Annotated in this window: 10 protein-coding genes; 2 read left to right on the top strand and 8 right to left on the bottom strand. The window is 69.2% G+C overall.

Features of this window, described 5'->3' with window-relative positions; translation table 11 throughout:
* Positions 1–25: 25 nt before the first annotated feature.
* From RTK35_RS10360 to RTK35_RS10325, 8 genes are all read right to left on the bottom strand, one after another.
* Positions 26–1,159 (bottom strand): substrate-binding domain-containing protein, encoded by a 1,134-nt coding sequence (locus RTK35_RS10360; protein ID WP_316907934.1) that lies wholly within the window; start codon positions 1,157–1,159, stop codon positions 26–28.
* A gap of 352 nt (positions 1,160–1,511) precedes the next feature.
* Positions 1,512–1,907: a 4-carboxymuconolactone decarboxylase gene (gene pcaC, locus RTK35_RS10355; protein ID WP_316907933.1), complete on the bottom strand. Its 396-nt coding sequence runs from the start codon at positions 1,905–1,907 to the stop codon at positions 1,512–1,514.
* Between the two features lie 97 nt (positions 1,908–2,004).
* The gene (gene pcaD / locus RTK35_RS10350; RefSeq protein WP_316907932.1) at positions 2,005–2,793 is read right to left on the bottom strand and encodes a 3-oxoadipate enol-lactonase; all 789 of its coding nucleotides are present in this window, start codon (positions 2,791–2,793) and stop codon (positions 2,005–2,007) included.
* A 9-nt stretch (positions 2,794–2,802) separates the two neighbouring features.
* Positions 2,803–4,155, bottom strand: a complete 1,353-nt coding sequence (locus RTK35_RS10345) for a 3-carboxy-cis,cis-muconate cycloisomerase (RefSeq protein ID WP_316907931.1) — start codon at positions 4,153–4,155, stop codon at positions 2,803–2,805.
* Positions 4,156–4,299: 144 nt separating this feature from the next.
* A complete protein-coding gene (gene pcaF / locus RTK35_RS10340; protein WP_316907930.1) occupies positions 4,300–5,517 on the bottom strand; it encodes a 3-oxoadipyl-CoA thiolase in 1,218 nt (405 codons plus the stop codon).
* Positions 5,514–6,299 carry a CoA-transferase subunit beta gene (locus tag RTK35_RS10335; protein WP_044399351.1) on the bottom strand — a complete coding sequence of 262 codons (786 nt, stop codon included), beginning with the start codon at positions 6,297–6,299 and terminating at the stop codon, positions 5,514–5,516. The genes pcaF and RTK35_RS10335 overlap by 4 nt, the downstream gene beginning before the upstream one ends.
* Positions 6,299–7,147, bottom strand: a complete 849-nt coding sequence (locus RTK35_RS10330; protein WP_044399355.1) for a CoA transferase subunit A — start codon at positions 7,145–7,147, stop codon at positions 6,299–6,301. The genes RTK35_RS10335 and RTK35_RS10330 overlap by 1 nt, the downstream gene beginning before the upstream one ends.
* 190 nt (positions 7,148–7,337) lie before the next feature.
* On the bottom strand, positions 7,338–8,972 hold the full coding sequence (locus tag RTK35_RS10325) for a twin-arginine translocation signal domain-containing protein (protein WP_316907929.1): 1,635 nt from the start codon (positions 8,970–8,972) through the stop codon (positions 7,338–7,340).
* Positions 8,973–9,243: 271 nt separating this feature from the next.
* Between RTK35_RS10325 and pvdM the strand changes: the two genes are divergently transcribed.
* Together pvdM and pvdN are read left to right on the top strand one after the other, a co-directional pair.
* The gene (gene pvdM, locus RTK35_RS10320; RefSeq protein WP_279860872.1) at positions 9,244–10,599 is read left to right on the top strand and encodes a pyoverdine-tailoring dipeptidase-like protein PvdM; all 1,356 of its coding nucleotides are present in this window, start codon (positions 9,244–9,246) and stop codon (positions 10,597–10,599) included.
* Positions 10,596–11,885: a pyoverdine-tailoring periplasmic protein PvdN gene (gene pvdN / locus RTK35_RS10315; RefSeq protein ID WP_316907928.1), complete on the top strand. Its 1,290-nt coding sequence runs from the start codon at positions 10,596–10,598 to the stop codon at positions 11,883–11,885. The genes pvdM and pvdN overlap by 4 nt, the downstream gene beginning before the upstream one ends.
* Positions 11,886–11,888: the final 3 nt, after the last annotated feature.

Below are 11,888 nucleotides of genomic sequence, written 5' to 3'. Positions count from 1 at the left end.
TTCCTGGGGCGAACCCGCGAGGGGCTTAGAGCGGACGGCCGATGCCGTTGCAGGCGCTGGTGTTGCCGATGGCCAGAGAGCTGCTCGTGGTAGCGAAGGTGGTACGGATGGCGTTCTTCCAGGCGGTGGTGAGCGGGATCAGCTTGTTGGCGACGATCTCGTCATCGTTGTTGCTGCTGGCGTTCAGGCCGTAGTGGCGGTTGAGGAAGGTGCGGATGGCGGTGGCGTCGGTGCTGTCCTTGTAGCACTGGCTGAACACCAGGTTGGTGTAGCCGACGATGCTGTAGCCGGTGGCGGGGTTGGCCAGAACCGGGACCCAATTGGCGGGATCGGCACGGTCAGCTGGGGTGGAGGGCGGCGCGAAGTTGCTCAGGGCAATGGTGACATTGCCCACGGTGGGCAGGTTGCCGTTGACCTTGGCGACCACGGCGGGGTTGGTGGCGTCCACGTCCTCCGGGCCGACGTAGCCGATGGCGCCATCGGTGGCGGCCACGGTGCTGGCCATCTGGGCGCTGCCACTCACGGCCACGGCACCGGCCGGCACACCGCCAAGAGCGGCGCTGGTAAAGGTGCTGCTGACGCCGAACTGGCCTGAACACTGGCTGTTCAGGTGGCGGGTGAAGATCTCGGAGGTGCCGCTGCTGGTACCACGGTAGACCACGGTGATCGGGCCGGAGGCGCTGCTGATCTGGTTCCAGTCAGTGATGCTGCCGGAGAAGATGCCGCACAACTGGGCGCTGGTCAGGTTCAGCGAGGTGACACCGGCTTTCTTGTAGGGAATGGTGACCGAGGTGGCCGCCGAGGGGATCTGCACCAGCGGGCCCCAGTTGTTGGCATCGGTGACGGGCACGGTCGGGGACTGGTGGGCACTCTTGTAGGCCGACAGTTCGGCGGCGCTCAGTACGGAGTCACTGCCGGCGTAGTCGACGGTGGTGCCGCTGGGCAGGTTGAGCTTGGTGGCGTCGTTGTTCAGCACGGCAGCCTTGCCGGCGCCGCTGCCCACGCCGATGTAGGCGTTGAAGCCGGACGGCAGCACGGTGGCGGTGTTGTACAGGTTCTGCGGCAGGGTGGCACCGCCACCGACGACGGCCGCCATGGCCTGGGCGGAACACAGGCCGGCGACGGCCAGGGAAACAGCGAGAACGTTGCGCTTGAACATGAGGAAGCTCCTTTCATCGTGTCTGGACGTGGATGGTTCGCTGTCGAGCGGGTCATGGCCGGTCGGGCGCATTCCAGAAGCCCGGTGCGGCTCGGCCATGGCACTGACAGTCGCAGCCACGGGTGACAGGCAAAGGAAAAAACCTCGGGAGCACGAGGCGCTCAAGGACGGGAATGTTCGGGGGTGCGTGCAACCTGCCTGACATGACAGGGCGCTGCGGCGAGAGAGTATTGCGGGAGGGTGGCTGGGAGACCGCTCGGGGCGGGGGCTGGCGGGCAGGACATGACAGCGGTGTGAGCCCGAGCCTGCCCGGCCGCAGGCTCTGGAGCCTGGGCCGGGAGTCGCTCGGCGATCAGGGGTGCAGCGACTCGACCCCCAGTTCATCCCACACGGCTTCAGCCAGGTGGAAGGTGGCGTTGGCGGCGGGGATGCCGCAGTAGATGGCGCTCTGCATGATCACTTCCTTGATCTCTTCGCGGGTGACGCCGTTGTTCTTCGCGGCGCGCAGGTGCAGCTTCAGTTCGCCCTCGCGGTTCATGCCGATGAGCATGGCGATGGTCACCAGGCTACGGGTGTGGCGCGGCAGGCCCGGGCGGGTCCAGATGTCGCCCCAGGCGTGGCGGGTGATCATTTCCTGGAACTCTTCGTTGAAGGGCGTGAGGTTCTGCAGGCTGCGGTCGACGTGGGCGTCGCCCAGTACGGCGCGGCGGACCTGCATGCCGGCTTCGTAGCGTTCTTTTTCGTCCATCGATGAGGGCCTCGAACAGGGTCGTGGAACGGCGACGCGGCATCCGCGTCGGGAAAGCGGTAGCCCGGGCTTCAGCCCGGGGTGATCCGGCGCGCAATCAGGCGCTGAGGAAGGTCAGTACGCGCTGGCTGAAGGCCTCACCGGCCTGCACGTTGGACAAGTGGGCGGCCGGGAACTCGACGAGTTCGGCGCCGGCGATGCGCGCCTGCATGAAGCAGCCGTGCTCGGGGGTGGTGACCGGGTCGCCGCTGCCGCAGACCACCAGGGTCGGGGCCTGAATGACAGCGAGCTGCTCGCGGAAGTCCGCGTCGCGCACAGCGGCGCAGTTGGCGGCGTAGCCCTGGGGCGAGGTGCGCGCCAGCATGCTGACGATGGCCTCGACCTTCTCCGGCTGCGCCTCGGCGAAGTCCGGGGTGAACCAGCGGGAAATGGAGGCGTCGCGCAGGTTGGCCATGGCCTGGGCCCCGCCCGCCAGCACGGCGTCGATGCGCGGGTTCCACACCTCGGGGGTACCGATCTTGGCGGCGGTGTTGCACAGCACCAGGCGCTGGATGCGCTCGGGGGCGTTGATGGCCAGCCACTGGCCGATCAGCCCGCCCATGGACAGGCCGCAGAAATGCGCCTTGGGAATGTCCAGGGCATCCAGCAGGGCCAGCACGTCGCGGCCGAGCTGTTCGATGCGATAGGGGCCTTCGCTGACCAGGGACTGGCCATGGCCTCGGGTGTCGTAGCGCAGCACCCGGAAGTGCCGGGTAAAGACCGGGACCTGGGCGTCCCACATGTGTAGGTCGGTGCCCAGGGAGTTGGACAGCACCAGCACCGGCGCTCTGGCCGGGCCTTCGAGGAGGTAGTTCAGGTCGCCATCGGCGAGACGTACGGCAGGCATGGAAAACTCCTAGCGCGGGAAAGTGGTGTGTTCAGCGAGGGCACGGTCCACCCAGCGGCGGGCCTGCCCCAGGTAATGGGCGGGGTCGAGCAGGCGGTCCAGCTCGGCGGCGGACAGCTCGGCGGTGACCTCGGAGCAGGCACCGAGCACGGCGCGCAGGTGGGCGCCCTCCTTCACCGCCTGGCGGCAGCACTGCTCCACCCGATGGTGGGCGGCATCGCGGCCGATGCGCTGGGCCAGGGCGATGCTCACCGCCTCGGCCAGTACCAGGCCCTGGGTCAGGTCGAGGTTGCGGCGCATGCGCGCGGCGTCCACCTCCAGGCCGGGCACCACCAGCAGCGCGTGCTGCAGGGCACCGGACACCAGGCAGCAGAGCTCCGGCAGGCTTTCCCATTCGGCGTGCCAGAGGCCGAGGCTGCGCTCGTGCTCCTGGGGCATGGCGGCGAACAGGGTGGCCACCAGGCCCGGTGCACGGGTGGCGGCGCCGATGAGCACGGCGGCGCTCACCGGATTGCGCTTGTGGGGCATGGTGGACGAGCCGCCCTTGCCGGGTGCGGCAGGCTCGAAGACTTCCCCGGCCTCGGTCTGCATCAGCAGGCTGAGATCGCGACCCAGCTTGCCCAGGGTGCCGGCGACCAGGCCCAGCAGGCTGGCGAACTCCACCAGGCGGTCACGCTGGGTGTGCCAGGGCTGGTCCGGCAGGTTCAGCGACAGCTCGACGGCCAGCGCTTCGGCCACCGGCCAGGCCTGTTCGCCGAGGGCGGCGAGGCTGCCGGAGGCGCCACCGAACTGCAGGCACAGCAGGCGCGGCTTGAGTTCCGCCAGGCGCTGGCGATGGCGGGTGACGGCACCCAGCAGGCTGGCGAGCTTCATGCCGAGGGTCACCGGGGTGGCCTGCTGCAGCCAGGTGCGGCCGGCCAGCGGGGTGTCGGCGTGGCGCTCGGCCTGCTCGGCAAGGGCGTCGCCCAGGGCCGCGAGGTCGGCTTCGATCAGGCCGATGGCAGCACGCAGTTGCAACACCAGGCCGCTGTCCATGGCGTCCTGGCTGGTGGCGCCCAGGTGCACGTAGCGCTCGGCCTCCGGGCTGGCCGCCGCGATGCGCTTACCCAGGGCCTTGACCAGGGGGATGGCGGAGTTGCCGGCAGTGGCGATGGCCTGGGCCAGGGCGGAGAAGTCGTAGAAATCGGCGCGGCAGGCGGCTTCGATGGGCGCGACGGCCTCTCGGGGGATCAGCCCCACGCGGGCCTCGGCACGGGCCAGGGCGGCCTCGAAGTCGAGCATGCCCTGCACCCGGCCCTGGTCGCAGAAGATCGCGCGCATGGCCGGGGCGGTGAAGTAAGCGTCGAAGAGTTGGTTGCTCAAGGCGACCTCGTTGCAGCGGTTGGGGTGGGCCTAGGTTGGCAGGGCGATGGGAGTGAATCCAGTCTGTCGAGTGGGCTTCAGTTGGGCCTCAGCCCACTCGACCGTGCTGGGTCGCAGTCGTGGTGGGCTGAAGCCCACCCTGCGTCACTTCGACTGCTGGACGCGCTCGATGGCCAGGGCCAGGCCCTGCCCTACCCCTACGCACATGGTGGCCAGGCCACGCTTGCCGCCGGACTTCTCCAGCTGGTGCAAGGCGGTCTGTACCAGGCGCGCGCCGCTGGCACCCAGGGGGTGGCCGAGGGCGATGGCGCCGCCGTTGGGGTTGACCTTCTCGCTGTCGTCGGGGAGGCCCAGCTCGCGCATCACGGCCAGCCCCTGGGCGGCGAAGGCTTCGTTGAGTTCGATGACGTCGAACTGGTCGATGCCCAGGTTGAGGCGCTCCAGCAACTTGCTCACCGCCGGCACCGGGCCGATGCCCATGACCCGTGGCGCGACGCCGGCACTGGCCATGCCGAGCACCTTGGCGCGCGGGGTGAGGCCGTGCTTCTTCACCGCCTCGGCGGAGGCCAGGATCAGCGCCACGGCGCCGTCGTTGACGCCCGAGGCGTTGCCGGCGGTGACGGTCTTGCCTTCGCCGTTGACCGGTTTCAGCTTGGCGAGGGCTTCCAGGGTGGTGTCCGGGCGCAGGTGCTCGTCGGCATCGACCACGGTGTCGCCCTTCCTGCCCTTGATCACCACCGGGACGATCTCCTCGGCGAAGAAGCCTTCGGCCTGGGCGCGGCCGGCGCGCTGCTGGCTGCGCAGGGCGAACAGGTCCTGGTCGGCGCGGGAGACCTGGTAGTCGTCGGCGACGTTGTCGGCGGTCTGCGGCATGGCGTCGACGCCGTACTGGGCCTTCATCAGCGGGTTGATGAAGCGCCAGCCGATGGTGGTGTCCTCGATCTTCTGGGTGCGGCCGAAGGCGCTGTCGGCCTTGCCCATCACGTAGGGCGCGCGGGACATGGATTCGACGCCACCCGCCAGGGCCAGCTCCATTTCACCCGAGGCGATGGCGCGGAAGGCGGTGCCCACCGCGTCCATGCCCGAGGCACAGAGGCGGTTGAGGGTGACACCGGGAATGCTTTCCGGCAGGCCGGCCAGCAGCAGTGCCATGCGTGCGACGTTGCGGTTGTCCTCGCCGGCCTGGTTGGCGCAGCCGAGGAAGACTTCGTCGACGTCGCTCCAGCGCACCTGGGGGTTGCGCTCGATCAGGGCCTTGAGCGGGATGGCCGCCAGGTCGTCGGCGCGCACGGGGGCAAGGGCGCCGCCGAAGCGGCCGATGGGCGTGCGTACGGCATCGCAGATGAAGACGTCACGGCTCATTCCTCACCCCCTTGCTGGCCGTGGGCGGCCGCGGTGCGGGCTTCCAGAGCACGCAGGGCGCTCAGCTCCACCTCGTTGGGGGCGGCGGTCTCGGCCACCTGGTCGGCGAAGCGGATGGCCCAACCGGTGTTGGCCACCACCTGCTCGCGGGTCACGCCCGGGTGCAGCGAGGTGACGATGAATTCGTGGGTGCCGGCTTCCGGCTCCATGATGCAGAGGTCGGTGATGATGGCCACCGGCCCCTTGCCGGGCAGGCCGAGCTGCTGGCGATGGTCACCGCCTTCGCCGTGGCCCACGGAGGTGATGAAGGCCAGCTTGTCGACGAAGGTGCGATGGGACTGCTTGAGGATGATCAGCACCTCCTTGGCGGAACCGGCGATCTCCGGCGCGCCGCCGGCACCCGGCAGGCGCACCTTGGGGGTGTGGTAGTCGCCGATCACGGTGGTGTTGATGTTGCCGAAGCGGTCCACCTGGGCAGCGCCGAGGAAGCCGACGTCGATGCGCCCGCCCTGCAGCCAGTAGCGGAAGATCTCGCCGGTGGGGACCACGGTGTCAGCGGTCTCGGCCAGCTCGCCGTCACCGATGGACAGCGGCAGCACGCTCGGCTTGGCGCCGATGGGGCCGGATTCGTAGATCAGGACCACGTCCGGGGACGAGGTCAGGCGCGCCAGGTTGGCGGCCTTGGACGGCAGGCCGATGCCGACGAAGCAGACGGCGCCGTTCTTCAGGCGACGGGCAGCCGCCACGGTCATCATTTCGTTGGTGCTGTACTGGGCGCTCATCACTTGGCCTCCGCAAGCTTCTGCTGGAACTGGGCGAAATCCTTGGTGCCACGGATGTATTCGTCGATCCAGGCGGTGAAGGTGTCGCGGTCGCGGGCGATGGGGTCCCAGGCCTGGTAGAAGCGGTTGTCGCGCTCGTAGTAGCCATGGGCGTAGGACGGGCTGGCGCCGCCGGGGACGTGGCACACCGCGGTCAGTGCCCAGGTGGGCAGCACGCAGGCGTTCATCGGCGCGTCGAGGTCGTCGACGATCTCTTCCACGGTGACGATGCAGCGCTTGGCCGCCAAGGCCGCTTCCTTCTGCACGCCGAGGATGCCCCAGAGCAGCACGTTGCCCTTGCGGTCGGCCTTCTGCGCATGGATCACGGTGACGTCCGGGCGCACCGACGGCACGGCGGCGAGCGTCTCGCCGGTGAACGGGCAGTCGATGAAGCGGATGTTCGGGTTGACCTTCGGCAGGTCGGAGCCGGCATAGGCGCGCAGCACGGCGAACGGCAAACCGGAAGCGCCGGCCACGTAGGCGTTGGCCATGTCGGCGTGGCTGTGCTCGTCGAGTTCCAGGGCGTTGGGCCACTGCTTCTCCACCGCGTCACGCAGGCGGTGCAGGGAGCCCACGCCGGGGTTGCCGCCCCAGGAGAAGGTCAGCTTGCGGGCGCAGCCGGCACCGATCAGCAGGTCGTAGACCAGGTCCGGGGTCATGCGCACCAGGTGCAGGTCTTTCTTGCCCTGGCGGATGATCTCGTGGGAGGCGGCGGTGGGAATCAGGTGGGTGAAGCCTTCGAGGGCTACCTTGTCGCCGTCGTTGATGAAACGCTCGACGGCCTCGCGGAGGGAAATGATTTCAGCCATGGTCGATCTCGTGTTGTTGTCCAGGGCGGCCTGGCGGCGCGCCCGTGGCGACACCCGGTGAAGCCACGGGCGGCGGGCCCGGGCCGGGGTCGGCTGGGGAGCAAGGTACCCCCCGCCTCCGGGTGTAACAATCCGATAATCGACTATTCGTTCGATAATCGAACGAATCCAGTGTTCGCCCTCTCCGGGGCTAGCGGCCCTCCTCGCGACGCTTGAGGTGGCGCGCATACCAGGGAAGCCGGGGCGTTCGTGGCAGCAGTCGGCTGACCAGGTCGTCCTCGCCGAAGGTGATGCGCAGGGCCAGCTTCATGGCCTCCACCTCCAGTTCACCGGCGCCGCCGCCGGCATCGTCCAGCCCGCCGCAGCCATGGGTCAGCGCGCCCAGCCAGGGGTCGCCCACCTCCACCCAGCGGCCCGGCGCGAACCAGCGCACACCCTGGACCTCGCGCACCACCACCTCGCCGGGGTGGGCGCGCTCGTGGGCGCGGTACCAGTCCTCGATGCGGTCGTCGATCCAGCCGTGGAAGCGCCAGAACACCGGGTTGACGTGGGACGAGAACGGGTCGCCGAGGTAGTCGTTGTCGGCGCGGAACCAGCGGGCGCCGTAGTCCACCTGGTCGCGGTCGCCGGGCAGCGGCATGCCGTTGGACGGGTCACGGGTGACGGTGGCCCAGCGCATGTGCAGCCAGTCGTGGATGTTCAGCTCCATCTCCGAGCCCAGTTGGGCGAGGGTCAGGCGCGCGAGGTAGTCCGGGTCCTGGTACTGCGACTCCCAGACCTGGAAGTTGCTGTAGAAGGCCTGGGCGGACTTGATGTCGTGCAGCCACTGGCCCAGCTCGTCGTCGTCCCAGGCGAACCAGGCCGGCGGCACGGCGTTGCCGTCGTGGTTCTCCTGGTAGCGGATGAAGCCGATGCGGTCGTGCTCCAGGTACGGGCACGGCAAGGGCAGCCGGCTCCAGTTGGGCAGGCCCGGCTGCAGGCGGCGCGCCTTGGCCAGCATGTGCCGGTGCATGAAGAGGAAGTCCTCGCCGGAGCCGTTGAGGTGCTTGCGCCGGCCCCGTGCGCCGCGCTCGGCATCCCGTGGGCCGGGTTGCCAGCCGGCACCGCGCAGGGCATCGCGGCGACGGTCGTCGAGGCGGTGCCACTTGTCGCGGGTGGCGTGCCAGAGCTGGTGGAACAGGCGGTGCTCGGGGGACACCAGCCACTGCAGCAGCGCCGGCTCCAGGGGCGTCACCTGCCGTGCCTCGGGGAAGGCGCGCTTGCGGGCAACGAAGCGGCTGTCCGGCTCGGGCAGCACCAGGGGTCGGTCGATGCGGCGGATGCGCCCGCTCAGGCTGGCGTCACCGGCCTGGGCCCAGTTGCCCCAGACCTCGTCCAGCACGGCCTCCAGTTCATGGCTGGGGGCTGACTCGCCGGCCGGGACCAAGCGCCAGCGGATGCGCTTGCCGTCCTGCTCCACCACCTCGCCGAGCACCCGGTAGCGGGGTTCACCCGTGCCCCGCAGCGTGGCGCCCTGGTCGATGCAACCGCGCAGAGCCCGGCCGGTGGGGCCGATGTCCAGCAGCATCTGCACGCCCTCGCGGGGCAGCCCGTCCAGGCCACCGTCGAGGCCGTCGAAACGCAGGTCCCAGATGCCATGCAACTGGGTGGCCAGGCGCACCCCGCCCCAATCGGCGGCATCCACCGTGGCCTCTCCCGGGGTTTCCACCTGGTCCGGTTCGAGGGTTTCGTCGTAATCCGGCTCACGCCGCGCGTACCACACCGCCGGTACCGCTGCGCCGGCCACCGCCAGCGCTCCCATGAACCCACGTCTGGAAAACCTCATCGCTACATCGCATCCGTGTCAGCCACGCCTATCCCGCTAGAACGAGCTAACGGGGGGTAAATTTATGGCTGCTTTGCTGATACGTAAGGGGCAGGTTTCGCCGCCTCACTTTCCCGGCCACGGGAAAACCCTGGAGTGCGCTTCGGACACGGGTCGTTTCCCGCAACGGATCAACAGCGCCCGATTCTAAATTTCCCCACCCTGCCCTCGTTCTTCCGACACGGGCACCCACCCCGGGTGCGCTCGGCATCAACCCCTGGCAACGAACGGGATGGCAATGAACACGACCCGCAAGGCCCTCTACCTGATCGCCCTGGCGATCCTCCTGGCGCTGGTCGCGGCAGCGACCTGGCACTTCTTCCTGCGGCAGGCCGCGCCCTACCCCCGGGACGTGATGCAGCACGCGGAGGAACTGCAGGAGCGCATCCTCTCCTTCGACAGCCACATCACCGTGCCCACCGATTTCGGCACCGAGGGCAACGAGGCGGACAAGGACGGCGAAGGCCAGTTCGACCTGGTCAAGGCCGGGCGCGGGCGTCTCTCCGGTGCTGCGCTGACCATCTTCGGCTGGCCGGAGATCTGGAACGGTCCCAACGCCCCCCATCGCCCCACAGCCGCCTTCGTCGACGAGGCCCGCCACCAGCAGGAGCTGCGCTACAAGATCATCAGCGGCCTGGTGCGCGACTTCCCCAACCAGGTCAGCATCGCCTACAGCCCCGAGGACTTCCGCCGCCTGCATGGCGAAGGCAAGTTCGCCATCGTCATCAGCATGCTCAACGCCTACCCCCTGGGCGAGGACCTGAACGCGCTGGACGCCTGGCACGCACGCGGCATGCGCCTGTTCGGCTTCAGCTACGTCGGCAACAACGCCTGGGCCGACTCCTCCCGCCCGCTGCCCTTCTTCAACGACACCGCCGATGCCCTCGGCGGGCTCTCGCCCCTCGGCGAGCAGGCGGTGAAGCGACTCAACGACCTGGGCGTAGTGATCGACGTGTCGCAGATGTCCACCCTGGCCCTGGAAGACGTCGCCCGTCTCAGCCGCGCCCCCATCGTCGCCTCGCATTCGGCGCCCCGCGCGCTGGTGGACATTCCGCGCAACCTCAGCGACGCGGAGATGCAGCGGATCAAGGCAAGCGGCGGGGTGATCCAGGTGGTGGGCTTCCCCGCCTACCTCAAGCCCCTCTCGCAGCCGACCCTGGACAAGCTCAACGCCCTGCGCGCGCGCTTCGACCTGCAGCCGCTCAACGGCCTGGCCAACGCGCTGATGCCGGGTGACCCGATCATCGCCATCTGGCCGGAACAGCGCTTCGGCGAATACGCCAGCGCGCTCTACGCCATCCTCGAAGAAGAGCCCCGCGCCAGCGTCAAGGAGCTGGTGGACGCCATCGACTACACCGTGCGCAAGGTCGGCATCGACCACGTGGGGATCGCCAGCGACTTCAACGACGGCGGCGGCGTCGAGGGCTGGATGAACGTCGGTGAGTCGCGCAACGTGACGGCCGAGCTGATCCAGCGCGGCTACTCCGACGCCGACATCGCCAAGCTCTGGGGCGGCAACTTCCTGCGGGTATGGGGCGAGGTGCAGCGCCTGGCCGCGCCGGCCAGCGCCGGGGAGGTGCGCCCATGAGCGACCGCCGCACCTTCCTCAAGCAGGCCGGCCTGCTGGCCGCCGCCCTGCCCCTGGGCTCCGCCCTCGCCGGCAACACCCAGGCCACCCCAACGCCGAACCGCCCCGCCACGGACAAGTGGCTGGCCCTGCGCGAGCAGTTCGACCTCGATCCGGACTACCTGCACTTCTGCACCTTCCTCCTGGCCTCCCATCCGCGTGTGGTACGCGAAGCCATCGCCCACTTCCGCGCCCGGCTGGATGCCAACCCCGGCGAGGTGCTGGACTGGGACCGCGAGGAGCTATGGGGCTATGAAGACGAGGTCCGCGCCTGGGCCGGCCGCTACTTCGGCGTGCAGCCCGCGCAGGTGGCCCTCACCGGCAGTACCACCGACGGCCTGGCGATGATCTACGGCGGCCTGCAGATGGCGCCCGGCAAGGAGATCCTCGTCAGTGCCCACGAGCACTACTCCACCAACACCCGCCTGGAGTACCGCGAGCGCCTCATGGGCACGCCGGTGCGGCGCGTCACCCTGTTCAAGGCCCCACACCTGGCCACCGTGGACGAGATGCTCCACAACATCCGCCAGGCCATCCGCCCCGAGACCCGCGTACTGGGCATGACCTGGGTGCAGTCCGGCAGCGGCGTGAAGCTGCCGGCGCGCGAAGTCGGCCAACTGGTACGGGAACTCAACCAGGGCCGCGACGAAGCGGACCGCCTCCTCTACGTGGTGGACGGCGTGCACGGCTTCGGCGTCGAGGACCTGAACTTCGCCGATTTCAACTGCGACTACTTCATCGCCGGCACCCACAAATGGCTGTTCGGCCCCCGCGGCACCGGCGTGATCATCGCCCGCGACCCGCAGCCCCAGGCCCACCTGGTGCCCAGCACGCCGACCTTCACCAAGGGCGAGACCTTCGGCACCCTGATGACCCCCGGTGGCTACCACGCCTTCGACCACCGCCTGGCGGTGGGTGCAGCCTTCGAGCTGCACCTGCAACTGGGCAAGGCCGACGTCCAGGCGCGCATCCACCAGCTCAACGACTACCTCAAGGCGCGCCTGGCCGAGCACCCCAAGGTGCAGCTGGTCACGCCGCGCAGCCGCGAGCTGTCCTCGGGCTTCACCTTCTTCCGCGTCGAGGGCCGCGACTGCGGCGTCGTCGCCCGCTACCTGCTGGAGCGCAAGGTGATCAGCGACGCCGTGGACCGCGACGTCGGCCCCGTGGTGCGCCTGGCCCCCAGCCTGCTCAACGACGAAGCGCAGATCGACCGGGTGATGGCCCTCCTCGCCCCCCAACTCGCCTGACCC

The organism is Pseudomonas sp. zfem003 (assembly GCF_032621675.1).
GTDB classification, from domain to species: domain Bacteria; phylum Pseudomonadota; class Gammaproteobacteria; order Pseudomonadales; family Pseudomonadaceae; genus Metapseudomonas; species Metapseudomonas otitidis.
This window is presented reverse-complemented; position numbering and strand designations above follow the sequence as displayed.

Bases quoted from the DNA above. Each gene is read 5' to 3' on its own strand.
- pvdM (WP_279860872.1), top strand. From the start codon at position 9,244: ATGGCAATGAACACGACCCGCAAGGCCCTCTACCTGATCGCCCTGGCG.
- RTK35_RS10335 (WP_044399351.1), bottom strand. From the start codon at position 6,299: ATGAGCGCCCAGTACAGCACCAACGAAATGATGACCGTGGCGGCTGCC.
- pcaD (WP_316907932.1), bottom strand. From the start codon at position 2,793: ATGCCTGCCGTACGTCTCGCCGATGGCGACCTGAACTACCTCCTCGAA.
- RTK35_RS10360 (WP_316907934.1), bottom strand. From the start codon at position 1,159: ATGTTCAAGCGCAACGTTCTCGCTGTTTCCCTGGCCGTCGCCGGCCTG.
- pcaC (WP_316907933.1), bottom strand. From the start codon at position 1,907: ATGGACGAAAAAGAACGCTACGAAGCCGGCATGCAGGTCCGCCGCGCC.
- RTK35_RS10325 (WP_316907929.1), bottom strand. From the start codon at position 8,972: ATGAGGTTTTCCAGACGTGGGTTCATGGGAGCGCTGGCGGTGGCCGGC.
- pcaF (WP_316907930.1), bottom strand. From the start codon at position 5,517: ATGAGCCGTGACGTCTTCATCTGCGATGCCGTACGCACGCCCATCGGC.
- RTK35_RS10330 (WP_044399355.1), bottom strand. From the start codon at position 7,147: ATGGCTGAAATCATTTCCCTCCGCGAGGCCGTCGAGCGTTTCATCAAC.
- pvdN (WP_316907928.1), top strand. From the start codon at position 10,596: ATGAGCGACCGCCGCACCTTCCTCAAGCAGGCCGGCCTGCTGGCCGCC.